The organism is Cyanobium gracile UHCC 0281 (genome assembly GCF_034931305.1).
GTDB classification, from domain to species: Bacteria; Cyanobacteriota; Cyanobacteriia; order PCC-6307; family Cyanobiaceae; genus Cyanobium; species Cyanobium gracile_A.
Map to the genome: position 1 here is coordinate 1 of NZ_JAYGHY010000061.1, position 16,580 is coordinate 16,580.

Genomic DNA, 16,580 nt, shown 5'->3' on the forward strand with positions numbered 1-16,580 from the left:
GGCCTCGCCCTGGCCGTCACCCCGCGCCCCCGCCCGCCCGTGGCCCGGGCCCTGCCCGTCGCCGTGGTCACGGCCCAGCCGGTGAGCCAGTACGTCGCCAGCCGGGACTACACCGGTGAGGTGGTGGCCGGCCGCAGCAGCAGCCTGGGCTTCGAGCTCGGCGGCAGCCTCGCGCAGGTGCTGGTGGAGGAGGGCGACCGGGTGGTGGCGGGCCAGCCCCTGGCTCGCCTCGACAGCCGCCGGTTGCGGGCCCAGCGTCAGCAGTTGCTGGCCCAGCAGCGGGTCGCCCGGGCCGCCGTGGCGGAGGTGCGTCAGCAGCTCACCCTGGCGGAGCTGCAGCGTGAACGCCGCCGCCGGCTCCACGCCCAGGGAGCGATCTCCCGCGAGGATCTCGACCAGCAGATCTATGGCGCCGGGGCGCTGGCCAGCCGCCTCGCCCAGGCGGACGGTCAGGTCGACGATCTCAGCGCCCGCCTGCGCCAGAACGATGTCGACCTGGGCCGCAGCGTGCTGGTGGCCCCGTTCGCCGCCACGGTGAGCCGGCGCCAGCTCGATGAGGGGGTGGTGGTGAGCGGCGGCCAGGCGGTGCTCACCCTGGTGGAAGCCGCCCCCCGCGAGGTGCGGGTGGGGGTGCCGCCGTCGGTGGTGGCGGGCCTGAGCCCCGGCGAACGCCATCCGGTGACCGTGGGAGATCGCCAGCTGCCCGGCACCATCAGCGCCCTCCTGCCGGAGCTCGATGCCGCCAGCCGCACGGCCACGGTGGTGCTGCGCTTGCCGGCGGCGGATCTGCCCGTGGGGGCGACGGCCCGCCTGTCCCTGCGGCGCCGTGAGCGGGGCGAGGGCTTCTGGCTGCCCACCGACGCCCTGGTGGCGGCGGAGCGGGGCCTCTGGTCGGTGTACGTGCTGGCACCGCCCGGCGCCACACCGGAACAGGGGCGGCAGGTGGCCCGGCGCCTGGTGGAGCTGGTGCACAGCGAAGGCGACCGCTCCCTGGTGCGCGGCACCCTGCGCCCAGGTGAACAGGTGATCGCCGCGGGCACCCATCGGGTGGTGCCGGGCCAGTGGGTGAAGGCCGCGAACTGATGCTCGACCTCTTTCACCGCAACCGCCAGCTGCTGCTGCTCACCCTGCTGCTGGTGGTGGTCTGGGGCTTGTCGTCGCTGCTCACCCTGCCGCGGCTGGAGGATCCCCTGATCACCCAGCGCAATGCCCTGGTGATCACCGCCCTGCCGGGGGCCACCCCGGAGCGGGTCGAGTCGCTGCTCACCGAACCGCTCGAGAAGGCCCTGCTGGAGCTGGAGGAGGTGGACCATCTCGACTCCACCTCGTCGTCCGGCACCTCGGTGATCGCCGTGGCCCTGAAGGATTCGATCCGCCAGGTGGCGCCGGTGTGGAGCAAGGTGCGCGGCAAACTCGACGATGCCACTCCCCAGCTGCCGCCGGAGGCCTCCAAACCGGAGTTCCGCGACGGCAACATCGGCGCCAGCGCCCTGATCGTGGGCCTCACCTGGGAGCTGCCCGGTGCCCCCAACCTGGCGATCCTGACCCGGTTGGCGTCAGACCTGGACACCCGCCTGCGCGCGCTCCCCGGCACCGACAAGGTGGAGCTCAGCGGCGAGCCCGAAGAGGAGATCCGGGTGGCGATCGGCGCCCGGGAGCTGGCCAGGCTCGGGCTGACGGCCCAGGCCCTCTCGGAGCGCATCGCCGCCAGCGACGCCAAAGAGGCGGCCGGGCAGGTGCGGGGCGCCCGCAGCGCGCTGCTGCTCCAGGTGGACGGCGCCCTCGATTCCCTGGAGCGCCTCCGCGCCATCCCCCTGCAGACCGGTGCCGACGGTGCCAGTGCCCGCCTCGGACAGGTGGCCGAGGTGAGCCGGGGCGTGCGCAGCCCCGCCAGCCGCATGGCCCTGGTGCACGGCCTTCCGGCGGTGGTGGTGTCGGCCACGGTGGCCTCCGGCGAGCGGGTCGACCGTTGGGCGCAAGCCGCCCGGCTGCTGCTCGCCGAGGTGCGCGCCACCCTGCCCGAGGGCGTGGGGCTGCACACGGTGCTGGATCAGAGCCGCTACGTCCAGGAGCGCCTCGATGGTGTGATCAGCAACCTGATCACCGGCTCGCTGATGGTGGTGGCCGTGTCGGTGCTGATGCTCGGTGGCCGGGCGGCGCTGGTGGTGGGTGCGGCCCTGCCCCTTTCGGCCCTGATGGTGTTCGGCTGGATGCGGGTGCTGGCGATTCCCCTGCACCAGATGTCGGCCACCGGTCTGGTGATCGCCCTGGGGCTGCTGATCGACAACGCCATCGTGGTGGTCGATGAGGTGCAGCAGCGGCTGCGGACCGGCGCCGCAGCCGGCGAGGCGGTGCGGCAGTCGGTGGGCTATCTGCTGGTGCCGATGCTGGCCGCCACACTCACCACGGTGCTGGCCTTCCTGCCGATCGCCACCTCGCCGGGGGCCACCGGGGAATTCATCGGCACGATCGGCCTCACGGTGATCCTGGCGCTGGCCAGTTCCCTGGTCCTGTCGCTCACGGTGATCCCGGCCCTCACCGCCCGGCTGCAGCCCTGGCAGCCGCTGGGTCCGCGAACGCGCTGGTGGGAGCAAGGGCTGTCGCTGCCGCTGCTCGCGACCCGTTACCGCCGCACCGTGCAGCACGCCCTGCGGCATCCCTGGCGGGGGGTGGCCCTGTCGCTGCTGCTGCCGGTGCTCGGCTTCGTGCTCTTCGGCAGCCTCGAGCAGCAGTTCTTCCCCCCCACCAACCGCGACCAGTTCCAGATCGAGATGCGCCTGCCGCAGCAGAGCACGCTGGAGCGCACCGAAGCCCTGGCGCTGGCCGCCCGGGGGCAGCTGCGCGCCCATCCCGGCGTCGCCGACGTGCACTGGTTCCTGGGCGAGAGCGCGCCGCCGTTCTTCTACAACGTGGTCGCCTCCCAGGAGAACGCTCCCCACTACGCCCAGGGCCTGGTGCAGCTGCGCAGCACCGATCACCTCCGCGACACCCTCCGCTCCCTGCAGGAGCGCCTGGATGGGGCCTTCCCCGAAGCGCAGATGCTGGTGAAGCAGCTGGAGCAGGGTCCCCCCTTCGAGGCACCGATCGAGCTGCGGCTGCAGGGCCCCGACCTGAACCAGCTGCGGGCGATCGGTGACGACCTGCGGCGGCGTCTGGCCCAGCAGGAGGCGGTGACCCACACCAGCGCCAGCCTCAGCGAAGCCCTGCCCCGCCTCGCCCTGGCGGTGGATGAGGAGCAGGCCCGGCGCAGCGGGCTCGACAACCGGGCCATCGCCCGCCAGCTGCAGGCGGGCCTCGAGGGCGCCGTGGGGGGGTCGATCCTGGAGGGCGTCACCACGGTGCCGGTGCGGGTGCAGGTGGCCGCGGCCCAGCGGGGGAACCTCCAGCAGGTGGCCTCCCTGGATGTGGTCTCCCCCAGCAGCGGCAAAACCCTGCCGCTCTCGGCCCTGGCCCGCCTGCGGCTGGAGCCCGAGCTGGCCTCCATCGACCGGCGGGACGGGCAGCGCATCAACACCGTGCGGGCCTTCCTGTCCGCCGGTTCCCTGCCCGATTCGGTGCTGGGCGGCTTCCGCCGGCAGCTTGAGCGGCAGGGCTGGCAGCTGCCGGCCGGGGTCAGCCTGGCCTACGGCGGCGAAGCCGATGCCCGCGGGGATGCAGTCACCAACCTGCTCTCCACGGTGGGGGTGCTGGCGATCCTGATGACCGCCACCCTGGTTCTGTCCTTCCGCTCCTTCCGGATGGCCGCCCTGATCGCCTCGGTGGCGCTGCTGTCGGTGGGGCTGGCGGCCCTGGCCCTCAAGCTCAGCGGATCGGTGTTCGGCTTCACCGCCATCCTGGGCACGCTTGGGCTGATCGGGCTGGCGATCAACGATTCGATTGTGGTGCTGAACGCCATCCGCACCGATCCGCTCGCCGCCGCCGGCGACCCTGCCGCCACCACCGCCGTGGTGCTGCAGGCCACCCGCCACGTGATCGCCACCACGCTCACCACCGTGACCGGTTTCCTGCCCCTGATGCTCGATCCCACCGGCTTCTGGCCACCGCTGGCAATCGCGGTGTCCGGCGGTCTGGTGGGGGCCACCGCCCTGGCGCTGTTTTACGTGCCGGCCGCCCACAGCCTGCTCGTGCGGGTCGGTTCCACCGAAGCCCGTCCCAGCCCTGCCTTGCGGCCTGCCCCACAGGCCGCCATGGAATGAGCGGCACGGGTGAGGCGATCCGCTGCTCCGATGGGTCGGCCATCCTGTTGGTCGGTTCGCCGCGTTTCCCCCATGCCGCCGACCCTCGGCCGACGCCAGGTGCTCTCGCTCTCCGCCCTGGCGCTGGGGGCCGGCCTGTGGCAGGCGTGGAAGCCTGCCCGATCCCTGGCCGCCCCGTCCGCGGGCCTGATGGCCCCGCCCCGCGGCGGCACCCGCCTGGTGCTGATCAGTGACCTCAACAGCTCCTACGGCTCCACCACCTACATCGCCGAGGTGCACCGGGGTGTGGCCCTGATCCCCTCGCTGCGCCCGGATCTGGTGATCTGCGCCGGCGACATGGTGGCGGGCCAGAAGGCGGGGCTGGGGCGGGAGCGGCTGGCCGCCATGTGGGCGGGCTTCGATCGCAGCGTTCTGGGCCCGCTGCGCCGTGCCGGCCTGCCGTTCGCCCCGGCGATGGGCAACCATGACGCCTCCGGGGCCAGTGCAGGCGGCCGCTTTCTCTTCGCCGACGACCGCGCCGAGGCGGCCCGCTTCTGGCGAGCGCGCCGCGACAGCCTCGGTCTGCGCTTCGTTGACAGCGGCGACTTCCCCTTCCACTACGCCATCCGCCAGGACGACGTGTTCCTGCTGGTGTGGGACGCCTCCACCGCCCAGGTGCCGGCGGAGCAACTGCGCTGGGCCGAGCGGATTCTGGCGGGCCCCGCCGCCCGCTCCGCCAGCCGGCGCCTGGTGGTGGGCCACCTGCCGCTGCGGGCCGTGAGCCAGGGCCGCGACCGCCCAGGGGAGGTGCTGGCCCAGCCGGCGGCTCTGCAGCAGCTGCTGGACCGCCACGGGGTGGAGGCCTACGTGAGCGGCCATCAGCACGCCTACTTCCCCGCCCGGCTGGGCCAGCTGGATCTGTTCCACCTCGGCGCCATGGGCAGCGGCCCCCGCCGGCTGCTGGGCCAGAGCACCACCCCCTTCCAGACGCTCACCGTGCTGGATCTGGTCGGCAGCCCGCCCCGGCTGGTGGACACCAGCTTCGATCTGCGCACCCTGCGGCCCATCGATCCGCAACGGCTGCCCCGCTCGCTGAGCGATGCCGCCGGCCGGGTGCTGCCGCGACGGGCAGGGGCCTGAGCATGCGGGGCCAGCGCCGGGGGATCTATCGTCGCCGCGATCGCACGCCGACGTCATGAAGCTCCCGGAAGGCTGGCGGATCTACGCCCTGGTCATCGGTCTGAACGTGCTGGCCCTCTCGTTCTGGTGGGTCGATCGCGACGCCGTGCCCCACCCCTCCGCCGGCGGCATGGGCGCCTGGATCGCCGCCCGCCTGGGGTCCTGAGTTGCCTGTGATCACGATGCACTGCCAACGCCTGCGGCCGCTGCTCGCCCTGCTGGCCCTCCTGCCGGCGGCGCCGCAACCTGCTGTACTGGCGGCACCACCCTCCCCTTCCCCGCTTGAGGGCACCGCCTGGGTGCTGGAGCGTCTGGGGCAGCGCCAGCCCCAGAACGGCACCAGCCTCACCCTGCGCTTTGAGGCTGGCCGGGTGGCGGGCAGCGATGGCTGCAACCGTTTTGGCGCCCCCGTCACGGTCCGGGGCAAAAGCCTGCAGGTGTCGGCCCGGGGCCTGAGCACCAAGATGGCCTGCCCGCCGGCGGTGATGCAGCAGGCGGAAGCCTTCCAGACCGCGCTCACCAGCAGCAGGAGGTTCCGCCTGGACGGCGAGCGCCTGCGGCTGCTCTCGGCCGACGGCCGGCCCCTGCTGGTGCTGGTGGCCCAGACGCAGCGGCTGGTGGGAAGCACCTGGCGGGTGGCGGGGTTCAACAACGGCCGCCAGGCGCTGGTGAGCCCGATCCTGGGCACCACCCTCTCGCTGCGGTTCACCCAGGGCCAGCTGGCTGGCTCAAGCGGCTGCAACCGCTTCACGGCGCCGGTGCGGCTGGAGGGCACCCGCCTGCGCATCGGCACCCCGGTGGCCACCCGAAAACTCTGCGCCGGCACAGGGGTGATGGAGCAGGAGCGCCAGTTCCTGGCCGCCCTGCCCACGGCCGCCAGCCTGCGGCTCGAAGGGGAGTCCCTGGAGCTGCGCCGGGCCGACGGCGCCATCGCCCTCAGCCTGCGACGCGTTCCGGGGCCCTGAGTACCACCGATGGATCTGCCAAGGGTGGTGTTCTTCGGTCGCACCGGGGCTGACGCACTGGCGTTCTTCAACCTCGATCTGGCGGACTGGCGGGGCCACCGGGTGCTCGATTGCCCCGGCGGACCTGGTTCCTTCACCGCCCTGGCCCGCGCCGCCGGGGTGGAGAGCGTGGCGGCCGATCCCCTCTACACCCTGTCGTTGCCGGAGCTGGAGCGTCGCTGCCGCGACGACGTCGCCTTCACCATGGAGCGCCTGGCCCTGAGTCCGACCCTGCGCCCGGACTTTGACCAGGACCGGTTTCGCCAGGGAAAGATGGAGGCCCTCGAAGCCTTTCTGGCCGACCGTCGGGAGCATCCGCAGGCCTACCGCGCCGCGGCGCTCCCCTGCCTTCCCTTCGAGGCGGCCAGCTTCGATCTGGTGCTTTCTGGCCATCTCCTCTTCTGTTATGCCCCGATCGCCGACGGCGGCCTCAGCGAACAGCCCGACTTCGACCTCGACTGGCACCGGCGCGCCCTGGCCGAACTGCTGCGGGTGAGCCGGCAGGAGGTGCGGATCTATCCCGCCCACACGATCGAACGCCACCCCCGGGTGCATCCCTGGGTGGAGCCCCTGCTGGCCGGCCTGCCGCCGGGGTGGCAGGGGCAACTGGAGCCCACCACTTACGACGAAGGCTTCGAGGGTGAGACGCCGATGCTGCGGCTGCGTCGGCACATCGCGCCTTCCCCCAGCGGGCCAGAGGCCCATTGATCACGAATCCCACACCAGATTTTGTAAATCTCGCTACAAAAAGCGCGGAATGTAACGGGTCGTGGCTGGTTTCCGCCACTGCAGACACACTGACAAAAAACTGCACCAGGAGCGAATTCCCATGACGTATCTGACCTGGAGGCGGGAGCTGGTGCGCTCCGCCATCGATCAGATGCTCGCTGCCACCGATCCCGACCGCGGCCCCTTCGGCGATGGGGGTGTGTTGTTCAACGCGATGATGCAGGACCTGAGCCAGAGCCTGCCGGCGCTGGAGATCGTGGCGGCCGCCGACGACATCCTCACCGCCCACCGGGGCTTCTGCGAGGGACGTAGCTGCGAGGTGGCCCAGGCCCTCAAGGTCTGCCTGTCGATGCCCGCGGAGAAGCAGGGCCTGGAGCGGCGGCTCGTGCTCGACCGCGAGCGGGTCGAGCAGAACGCCCTCAGCCATGACTCCAGCCTGCTACTCGTCTGGGATGGCCGGCGAACCAGCGCCATCGAGGAGCTCGGTGTCGCCGCCCTCAGCGAGCGCTTCCCCTGCCAGGGGAGCGAGGCCCGCTGGAGCAGCGGCGAGTTCGTGGCCCTGCTGGAGTCCCGTGCCCTGCAGTGCCGCCGCACCCGCGTGGCCCAGGAGATCGTGGCGGAAGATCCCGCCACCACCCCCTCGGGCGGCACCGTGGTGCTGGTGTTCCCCACCGACCCCGGCACGCGCCCCTGGGTGGCCACCGTGGCCGTGGCCCTGCACTCCGAGGAGCTGCCCGAGAGCGAGCCGCCCACCCTCGACGGCTACCAGGCCATGCGGGTGCTGGTGGGTCCCACCAGAACGTCGGCATAACGGCCGAAGGCCTCCCCCTCGCTGAGGAACAGCCGGGGGATCACCAGTTCACACTCCAGCAGCAGCAGCTCGCCGTCCCCGTCGCGGATCCCGTCGATGCGGGCGTAGGGCAGCACGCCGAAGCGTCGCCGCAGGCGCTCCTCCACCGCAGCGGCCCAGCGCCGTTCCGCCGCACTCGCCTGCCGCAGGCGGTTGCGGCCCCCAAACCCTTCGTGGGCGATCCACCCCCCCGCCGCCACGCTCTTGGCCACCGCGTGGGAGAAACGTCCGCCCAGGAACACTGCGCTGAACTCCCCCGCCCGGCAAATCTCCGGCAAAAAGCGCTGCAGGCACACCTCCCCGTCCTGCGCCAGCCGCTCCAGCCAGCCATCGGCGTCCGCGGCCGCCACAGCCGTGCTGCCATCGGCCGCGGTGATCGCCAGGCGCGGGCCCGCACGGCGCACCCGGTAGGTGTGCCAGCTCCTGGCGCCGATCGCCGGCTTGAGCACCGCTTCGCTCCAGCCGCACACCTCCAGAAGCCCCGCCAGCGAACCGCGCCAACCGCGGGGCAGCCAGCGGCTGGGGATCAGGGCGACCCCCTCCCGCTCCAGCTGGGGCAGGTAATCACTCTTGGCGTGGCCCGCCAGGATCACCGGCAGCGGATTGGCCAGCGGCACCCCAAGGCCCTCGAGCTGTTCCGACAGGGCGCTGATGCGGGCCAGGAAGTCGGGGTGGCCATGGCTGTCGCGGCAGTCGCGCACGCTGACCCGATCAAAGCGCCCCCAGTCGGTGGTGTCGCCGTGGACCAGCGATGGCAGGGGCACCAGCTCGCTGGCGATGCCGCGCTGGGCGAGGAAACGCCGCAGCGCCGGCGTCTCGTCGTGGATCCGCCCCAGGTGCAGCAGGGCGATCAGGCCGGCAGGATGCCCCACTCGCGCTTCACCTGCACGCTGGTGATCTCCCAAGCCTCCTCGGCCGCCACGACCGGTCCATGGTGGTCGACCGGCGCCAGGCCCCGCCTGGCGAATTCGTTCTGCAACAACAGCTGGAACAGCACGCTCTGGGACACCAGCCCGTTGAGACGCTGCTCACCCCCCACCCGGTCCATCAACACCGGATGGCCCTGGCAATCGCGCAGGGCCCGCAACTGCTGCTGCAACCAGACCCGCTCGTACTGGAGCATCGCGTCGTTGCAGCGGGACAGATTGTCCCGATAGCAACCGGCATGGCACTTGATGGCCCCTTCCGACAGGCCCGCGGCGTCGCCGGCGTCCTTGAGAAGTTGCATCGCTTCGCTCAGAAAACTCACGGTCGTTCACTGATGGCTCAACAACGCTAGAAACGGCAACGGCCTTTTCCCACGGGCGCCAGGCGGCGGCAATGATCCTTAGCGCAGGGGAAGAAAACCCAAAGTCAGTGGCGGTTGCTACATCCCTTTGGCGAGCCCCGGCCAGGAGCCGCTGAGCCACTGCCGCTCTGCAAAGCCGCTCTTCAAAGCCAATGCTTGCGACGGAAAAAGAGGAAAAGGCTGATGCCGATCACGATCATCAACGCCCACACCGAATAGTAACCACCGCGCCACTCCAGCTCGGGCATTTCCTTGAAGTTCATGCCATACACACCGGCAATGAAAGTGAGCGGAATGAAGATCGTGGAGATGATCGTCAACACCTTCATCACCTCGTTCATGCGGTGGCTGAGGGTCGACAGATAGGTGTCGTGCATGCCGCCGAGAATGTCGCGGTGGGTTTCGACCAGATCAATGATCTGGATGCAGTGGTCATAGAGATCGCGCCAGAACACCCGACAATCGGCCGACAGCAGCGACGATTCGCCCTTGCAGATCATCGCCACCTCCTCACGGATCGGCCAGACGGCCTTGCGCAGGCTCAGGATGGCCCGCTTGAGCCCGTGGATCTCCTTGATGTCGCCGGGGTGGGGATCCTCCAGCAGCCTGTCATCCACCTCCTCGATGATGTCGCCCATCCGCTCCACGGCGAGGAAGTAATGGTCGACAACGGCATCCAGCAGGGAGTAGGCGAGGTAGTCGGCCTTCATCCAGCGGATCCGACCACTGGAAGATCGGATACGATCACGCACCCCATCGAACACATCGCCATCATCCTCGAGAAAAGAGATCACAAAGTGATCGCCGAGGATCACGCTCACATGTTCGATATCAATGGTCTTGGTTTCCTCGTTGAAAGCGATCATCTTCAACACCATGAAGACGTAGCCCGGAAACACCTCCACCTTGGGCCGCTGGGTGGTGTTGGCGATGTCCTCCAGTGTCATTGGATGGATACCGAAGCACTCGCCGAGGCGTTCCACCAGGTCGACGTCATGGACGCCGCTGACGTTCATCCAGGTGATGCTGTCCTGGCGCACCACCTCGGCGCAACTTCGCACCGACACATCCATCTCTTCCGACCAGCCGTCACCGTCGTAGTGGATGACATCAATCTGCACCCTCTCGAGCCGTTGCTCGCCCACGAACACCACGGCACCCGGTGAGGATCCGGGCCTGATCCGCCTGCTACGGATGCCGCTGCTGCCGGCGGCGCTGCGGAGGCGCTGGGATTGTCTCAAAGGCCTGGTCTTCATCGCCCGGCCCGAATGCCATGGAGTCAGTGAGCCTATCGGCACCCCAGGTTCATAGAAAGTCAGGCCGCAGCGCCTGGCTGCGCGCCAGCGACTGCTGCAGGCCCGACCACTCCTCCCCAGCCACCATCGCTTCAAGGGATGCCAGGGACTGGCGGTAGTGATCCAGGGCCTCCAGCAGCGCCGCCCGGTTGGCGCGCGCCATCAACATCCCCAGCTCCGGATTGCCGCCGCCGACGCGCGTGGTGTCGGCAAAGCCACTGGAGGCCAGGGCCCGCACCAGCTCCGCCCCGGCAACGATCTCGCCACCCCCGGCATCGGCCGCCTGCAACAGGGCCGCCCCCAGCAGCACCGGCAGATGGGAGATGAGGGCCACGGCCCGGTCATGGGCCTCGGCGTCACAGCAGAGCCAGCGGGCCCCGAGCGCCTCCGCCAGCTCCCGCACCACCTGCAGCGCCACTGGATCGGTGCCGGCCTCCGGAGTCGCCACCCAGGGCCGACCGCGGAACAGGCCGGGTTCCCCGGCCTCCACCCCTGCCCGGGCAGTGCCTGCCATCGGATGGGAGGCCACGAAGCGGCCGGCCGCCACCAGCAGCTCCCGCCAGCGCCGCAGCACCGGCCCCTTCACCGAGCCCACATCGGTGATCACCGCCCCAACCGGCAGGGCCGCCAGCAGGGCGGGATCCGGATCCAGCAGGCGGTCGAGGGGAAGGGCCAGCACCACCAGGCCGCAGCCCTCCAGCACGGCCGGATCGATGCTCACCTCGGTGGCCAGACCGCGCTCCCTGGCCCGTGCGGCGGTGGCCGGCCGGTGCACCAAGGCCCGCACCTGCGCTCCCATCGCCATCAGGTCCAGCCCCAGGGAGCCCCCGATCAGCCCCAGGCCCACCACGCCCACCGGTTCGCGCTGCCAGAGGGGTGTCATCGTCGCTGCGGATCGGCTGGGGCCAGCTTCCTACGATCCAGCCATGTTGGAAGCCCGCGCCCACCAGCACCTCAAGGCTCTCCTGCAGCGAGAGGGGGTGGAACGCTGGCCCCATCACCTCACCTTGAGCCGGCTGGTGGCCCGCAGCCTGCGCCGCGCCGACCACACCCTGGTGCGCCTGGCCCCCGGCACCGCCCCCAGCTGGTGGATCAGCCTGCTGGTGCCCCTGGCCCTCAGCGAAACGCCCCTGGCCCTGGTGGTGACGCCGGCCCTGCGCCAGCGGTTGCTGCTGGTGGAATGGCCGCGCCTGCGCAGCGTGGGGCTGGAGCTTCCCTGCTGGGAAGGGCCCGGGGCCCCGCCCGGCAGCCGGCTCTGGCTGCTCGACCACCGGGAGCTGGTGGCGGCCTGGCGCAACGGCGAACTGGGGGAGCGGCAACTGGTGATCCCCGAGGCCGAGACCCTGGAAGTGGCCCTGCGCGAGGCTCTGGAGGTGGAACTGGAGCCCCGTCACTGGGATCAGCTGCGCCGCGCCCAGCCCAGCGCCGAAGCCTGTCTGCTCAACCTGCACGAACGGCTCAGCCGCCGGGTGCTGGCCCATCCCCGCTCCCCCCACCGGTTGGTGGCCCTCGCCGACGACGACGAAGCCCCCCTGCGCCACCTGCTGCGCTTGCTCGAACCCCTGCCGGAGCCCTGGCCCCGCTGGCTGAGCGCCGGCGCCGGCTGGAGCAGCTGGGCCCGGGTGGATCCGTCGTTGTTGCAGTGGAATCTGCTACGCCAACCGCTCGAGCCATTGGGCGAACTGACCGGCCTGCTGGTGGGACGGGGGGCGGTGCTGATCGGTGAGCTGGCCACCGGCCGGGCGGCGGAGGGCCAGCCCGCCGCCGCTGCCGCCCTGGGGCTGGAGCCGGCGGTGGTGCTGGATCTGGCCGATCCCCCCCTGTCCGACCCCCTGCCCCTGTTCGCCCCCCTGCGCCAACCGTTGCCCAACAGCCCCCAGTACGCCCAGCACCTGCTGGAGCAGAGCCGGCGGCTGGTGCTGGGCCAGAGCGGCCTGACCGTGGTGCTGATCGACGATTCGGCCCTCTGCCTGGGCCTGGCCAGCGGCCTGGCCGCCGAGTTCGGCAGCCGGGTCTGCCACCAGAACACCTCACCGGAGAGCAACGGCGTGGTGTGCTGCAGCTGGAGCTGGTGGCTGGAGCACCAGCCGCGACTGCCCCTGCCCTGCCAGGTGGTGGTGGGGCTGCTGCCGATCGCCAGCCTGGAGGATCCCCTCACCGCCGCCCGGGTCGGGGTGCTGCGCCAGCAGGGCCGCGACTGGTTCCGGGAACTGTTGCTGCCGGAGGCCCTCAACCGGCTGCAGCGGGGGGTGGCCGGGCTGCGGCGCAGCGGCGGGCGGCTGGCGGTTCTGGATGGCCGCCTGCGGGGCCGCAGCTGGGGACGGCTGGTGTTCACCGCCCTCGAACCCTGGGTGGAGCTGTCCCGGCTGCGGCCCGACCCCTAGCCTGCCTCCAGTTGCCGTCTGAGCCCTGATGGGGGAAGCCAAACGCCGGGCCGAGCAGGGACTGCCGCCCCGGGACAAGCCGCGCGTCAGCAAGGCCAAGGACGTCGACACCTCGCCCCGGATCGTCGACTGGCTGCCCCTGACCCGCAACCAGGCCTCCCGCTTCGTGGCGATCACCACCAAGGGCGCCTGGATCGGCATCGGCGGCCTGGCCCTGTTCTGGGTGACGGTGCGCTTCATCGGCCCGGCGGCGGGCTGGTGGAGCCTGTCGGACGGCTGAGGGCGGGGTGCCGGTCTCCACATATGAGCATTTGCACCTAGCAGGAATCGGAAGAAATCCTTATGATCTGCGGATCGTGATGGACACCTTCCATGTTTCTCCGGCTGGCCGAGCAATACCGCTCGGCCGTTGAGGATCTGATCCTGAGCCTCCAGGCCCTGGCCGTGTCTCTGAAGAAACAGGGCCATGTGGCCACCTGCTACACCTGCGGCGATGGCCGCGATGGCCATGGCGCCTCCTTCGTGGCCGACCTGGGCGACAACCACATGGTGCGGCTGCTCGTCTCCGATTTCGGCATCAGCTGGGTGGAATCCCGCAACGGCCAGGAGCTGGTGAAGCTGGAAGGCGCCGACGCCATCCAGGAACTCCAGCGGGTGGTGCTGGTGTTGCAGCCCTCCACCGAAACCGTCGCGGCCCCAACGCGAACCAGCCATTCCGCCCTGCCGGCCCAGCCCTGAGCCGGGCCCTTCACACCGGAGCCCGGTGATCAGCCGGCGGTGGGCAGCGCCTCCAGCTCAGCGGCGTCCTCTCCAGCCTGGGGCTTGGCCGCCGCCAGCTTGGCTGCCGCCGCCAGCGGTTTCATCGAGTTGGCGGTGACCTCGGAACCTTCGGTGAGTTTCTGGCGGGTGAGCTGCTCGATCACCTCCTTCGGCCCGGGGTTCTGCTCCAGCCAGGTGATCGTGTTGTCGCGGCCCTGGCCGATGTTGTCGCCCTCGTAGCTATACCAGGCGCCCTTGCGGGTGACCACACCGGTTTCCTCGGCCAGATCCAGCAGGCAGCCCAGGGTGCTGATGCCGCGGCCGAAGAGGATGTCGAACTCGGCGATCCGGAAGGGGGGCGCCACCTTGTTCTTGGCCACCTTCACCTTGGCCCGGATGCCGTACTCCTCGGTGCCGCGCTTGAGGGTCTGGATGCGGCGGATGTCGAGCCGCACCGAGGCATAGAACTTGAGGGCGTTACCACCGGTGGTGGTTTCCGGGTTGCCGTAGGTGACGCCGATCTTCTGTCGCAGCTGGTTGAGGAAGATCACCGTGCAGCCGGATTTGCCGATGTTGCCGGTGATCTTGCGCATGGCCTGGCTCATCAGCCGGGCCTGGCTGCCCACCGCCAGGTCGCCCATCTCCCCCTCGATCTCCGCCCGGGGCGTCAGGGCCGCCACCGAGTCGACGACGACGACGTCGACGGCGGCCGAGCGCACCAACTGGTCGACGATTTCCAGGGCCATCTCGCCGGTGTCCGGCTGGGAGACCAGCAGGTTCTCGATGTCGACCCCCAGAGCGGCGGCATAGACCGGATCAAGGGCGTGCTCGGCGTCGACGAAAGCCGCCACACCGCCGCGCTTCTGAACCTCGGCGATGGCATGGAGGGTGAGGGTGGTCTTGCCGGAGCTCTCCGGCCCGTAGACCTCCACCACCCGGCCCTTGGGATAGCCGCCCCCCAGGGCCAGATCGAGGGTGAGGGCCCCGGTGGGGACCGTTTCCACCCGCATGCGGGAGGCATCCCCCAGCCGCATGATCGAACCCTTGCCGAAGTTGCGCTCGATCTGGGTCAGCACCAGGCCCAGGGCCTTGTCGCGTTCAGCGGCGGCCTTGGGATCGCCGCTGGGGGCAGCGGCGGAGACGTAGGAGGTGGACGTGGAGGGAGAGCCGGAGGAGGCAGCGGAGGCGGAGGAGGCCCTGGAATCGGCAGGCATGGTGGGGGTGGGTGATGGAACGGGCCGCAGCAGGCTGGAGCCGTCGAAGCGGTGGGTGGAGGCGGAGATTGGGGCCGGAACCGGGCGCCATCCTGCGGCCTCTGGACAACCAGTGCCACCCGGAGACTCCGGCGTATCAATCTGTAGTACGGGCGTACTCTAGCGGCTCATGGCCATTGCGCCAGTGGGGCCTCGAAACCGGCGGACTCCAGCCAGCGGATCCCCAGGGGTGCCAGCCCCTCGCCGTCCCCCGGGCCCAGGTACCCCCACGCCACCAGGTAGCAGCGCACCGCCTCCAGTCCCGGCGTCCGCCGCACCAGCTCCAGGGTGGGACGGCGGTCCTCCACGAACCACAGGGGGCGCTCGACTGGATCCCGCTCCGCCACCAGCCGCCCCAGCACCGAGGGCTTGCTGCCCTGTTCGTGGCCGTAGAGGGCCAGGGGCGTGAGGCCAGCGGCAGCCAGCAGCCGGGCGGCGAAGGCCCCGCCCTTGGTGGTGAGCACGGCCCAGTCGGCTCCCTCCGCCGCCAGCCGGCCCAGGCGCGCCTCGACGCCGGGGTAGAAGCGGTGCAGGGCCAGCCAGGCATCCAGGTCGGTGGCGATCGCCTCCTGGCGCAAGTCTTCGAGCGCCCGTTGCAGCTGCTCGGTGCTCCAGCCCCAGCGCTCCAGGGCGCGGGCCAGGAAGGTGTCGTAGTCGGCCACGGCGGCGTCGAGATCCATTTCGGGCCGCCCCAGCTCGGCGGCCATCAGCACCATCTCCCAGCCCTTGTGGATCAGGGGCCGCAGCCGGGCGAAGCCCGCCGGTGCCTGCTCCGGCAGCTGCCACGGGGCGGTGGCGGCACCACGGGCGCAACCGCCGGCCACCAGGGCCAGCGCCGCCCGGCGGGCCGACCACCAGTACTCGGCCATGCCGTCCACCAGCACGCCATCGAAATCGAACACCAGCAGAGGGCGTTCAGGCACCGGTGGGAAAAGGAGAAAAAACTGGGCCGCTAGGATTCGAACCTAGGAATGTCGGGACCAAAACCCGATGCCTTACCGCTTGGCGACGGCCCAATCAACCCATGGGATGGGAAAAACGTCGGTCCGTAACCGGCGCCTTGCTAGTTACCCACAGCGGCTGGTCCTTCGTCAACTCGCCCGCGTCCACCCTGGCGGCAGGCCCCTTCAGGCGGGAAAGACACGCAGCCGCTGCTGACGGCCGCGGCCGAAGACCGCACTGCGCAACCGGTAGTGGTGCACCAGCTCGGCCTGCAGGGCACGCACCGCTTCGTTGCGGGGCAGCAGCTCCACCGGCCGGCCCTGGGGCAGCACCACCTGCTCCACCGCCAGCCGGCATTCCTCCAGGGCCGCATGGGCGTCATCGGGGCGGGCCGCGCCGACACCAACCGGCTCTTCGCCCTCCACCGCGTCGCCTCCCCCCTGGCGCCGCTCCAGCAGGCGCTCCATGGCCCGCTGCAGCTGGTGGGGCGTGTCCGACTTGATCACCAGGATCGGCAGGCCCAGGTCGCGGGCCTGGCGCCGCAGCTCCGGATCACGGCCCAGCTGGCCGCGCACGCTCAGCACCGCATCGGCCTGCTCCGGCTCCTCCACCACCTCCACCGGCAACTGGCGGCGCCGCACCGCCTCCTCCAGCTGCTGGGCGGCCACGCCCACCCCATAGATCCGCAGGGCCGGAACCGCCGGGGTGGCGCTGGCCGCCGC

The 16,580-nt window shown here is 70.9% G+C and carries 16 protein-coding genes, 1 tRNA gene and 1 pseudogene; 10 read left to right on the forward strand and 8 right to left on the reverse strand.

All coding sequences use genetic code 11. The features are described from left to right. From VB739_RS13950 to VB739_RS13980, 7 genes are all read left to right on the forward strand, one after another. The coding region (locus VB739_RS13950; protein WP_323357648.1) for an efflux RND transporter periplasmic adaptor subunit at positions 1–1,083 on the forward strand (1,083 nt) is incomplete at its 5' end. After that, entirely contained in the window at positions 1,083–4,196 is a 3,114-nt protein-coding gene (locus tag VB739_RS13955) for an efflux RND transporter permease subunit (RefSeq protein ID WP_323357649.1), read from the forward strand. The genes VB739_RS13950 and VB739_RS13955, both read left to right, overlap by 1 nt. Positions 4,197–4,268: 72 nt before the next feature. After that, positions 4,269–5,315, forward strand: a complete 1,047-nt coding sequence (locus VB739_RS13960; protein WP_323357650.1) for a metallophosphoesterase — start codon at positions 4,269–4,271, stop codon at positions 5,313–5,315. Positions 5,316–5,370: 55 nt separating this feature from the next. Then, a complete protein-coding gene (locus VB739_RS13965) occupies positions 5,371–5,520 on the forward strand; it encodes a hypothetical protein (protein WP_323357651.1) in 150 nt (49 codons plus the stop codon). Positions 5,521–5,527: 7 nt separating this feature from the next. Further along, positions 5,528–6,319, forward strand: coding sequence for an META domain-containing protein (locus VB739_RS13970; RefSeq protein WP_323357663.1), 792 nt, complete (start codon positions 5,528–5,530; stop codon positions 6,317–6,319). A gap of 9 nt (positions 6,320–6,328) precedes the next feature. Beyond that, a complete protein-coding gene (locus VB739_RS13975) occupies positions 6,329–7,066 on the forward strand; it encodes a hypothetical protein (RefSeq protein WP_323357652.1) in 738 nt (245 codons plus the stop codon). Between the two features lie 121 nt (positions 7,067–7,187). Next, positions 7,188–7,898, forward strand: coding sequence for a hypothetical protein (locus tag VB739_RS13980; protein WP_323357653.1), 711 nt, complete (start codon positions 7,188–7,190; stop codon positions 7,896–7,898). On the opposite strand, the gene VB739_RS13985 is transcribed toward VB739_RS13980, so the two are convergent. From VB739_RS13985 to VB739_RS14000, 4 genes are all read right to left on the reverse strand, one after another. Further along, complete coding sequence (locus VB739_RS13985) at positions 7,850–8,809, reverse strand: hypothetical protein (protein WP_323357654.1); 960 nt, start codon at positions 8,807–8,809, stop codon at positions 7,850–7,852. The genes VB739_RS13980 and VB739_RS13985 overlap by 49 nt on opposite strands. Further along, positions 8,788–9,186: a hypothetical protein gene (locus VB739_RS13990; RefSeq protein WP_323357655.1), complete on the reverse strand. Its 399-nt coding sequence runs from the start codon at positions 9,184–9,186 to the stop codon at positions 8,788–8,790. Before VB739_RS13990 ends, VB739_RS13985 begins: the two co-directional genes overlap by 22 nt. Positions 9,187–9,368: 182 nt before the next feature. After that, positions 9,369–10,466 (reverse strand): magnesium/cobalt transporter CorA, encoded by a 1,098-nt coding sequence (gene corA / locus VB739_RS13995; protein WP_323357656.1) that lies wholly within the window; start codon positions 10,464–10,466, stop codon positions 9,369–9,371. A 64-nt stretch (positions 10,467–10,530) separates the two neighbouring features. After that, positions 10,531–11,403, reverse strand: coding sequence for a prephenate/arogenate dehydrogenase (locus VB739_RS14000; RefSeq protein ID WP_323357657.1), 873 nt, complete (start codon positions 11,401–11,403; stop codon positions 10,531–10,533). A 43-nt stretch (positions 11,404–11,446) separates the two neighbouring features. Between VB739_RS14000 and VB739_RS14005 the strand changes: the two genes are divergently transcribed. The 3 genes from VB739_RS14005 to VB739_RS14015 all read left to right on the forward strand — a co-directional run bounded on the left by VB739_RS14005 (position 11,447) and on the right by VB739_RS14015 (position 13,642). Beyond that, entirely contained in the window at positions 11,447–12,904 is a 1,458-nt protein-coding gene (locus tag VB739_RS14005; protein ID WP_323357658.1) for a helicase, read from the forward strand. A 28-nt stretch (positions 12,905–12,932) separates the two neighbouring features. After that, on the forward strand, positions 12,933–13,184 hold the full coding sequence (locus tag VB739_RS14010) for a DUF2839 domain-containing protein (RefSeq protein ID WP_323357659.1): 252 nt from the start codon (positions 12,933–12,935) through the stop codon (positions 13,182–13,184). Positions 13,185–13,276: 92 nt separating this feature from the next. After that, on the forward strand, positions 13,277–13,642 hold the full coding sequence (locus tag VB739_RS14015) for a DUF1815 family protein (RefSeq protein WP_323357660.1): 366 nt from the start codon (positions 13,277–13,279) through the stop codon (positions 13,640–13,642). 29 nt (positions 13,643–13,671) lie between these two features. Here the strand turns inward: VB739_RS14015 and recA are convergent, their stop codons facing one another. From recA to VB739_RS14035, 4 genes and pseudogenes are all read right to left on the reverse strand, one after another. Continuing rightward, on the reverse strand, positions 13,672–14,877 hold the full coding sequence (gene recA / locus VB739_RS14020) for a recombinase RecA (protein ID WP_323357661.1): 1,206 nt from the start codon (positions 14,875–14,877) through the stop codon (positions 13,672–13,674). 167 nt (positions 14,878–15,044) lie between these two features. Further along, positions 15,045–15,839 carry an HAD family hydrolase gene (locus tag VB739_RS14025; RefSeq protein WP_323357662.1) on the reverse strand — a complete coding sequence of 265 codons (795 nt, stop codon included), beginning with the start codon at positions 15,837–15,839 and terminating at the stop codon, positions 15,045–15,047. 21 nt (positions 15,840–15,860) lie between these two features. Further along, positions 15,861–15,932: transfer RNA gene (locus tag VB739_RS14030), tRNA-Gln, on the reverse strand. Positions 15,933–16,043: 111 nt separating this feature from the next. Next, a pseudogene (locus VB739_RS14035) lies at positions 16,044–16,580 on the reverse strand (AAA family ATPase); the annotation flags it as partial.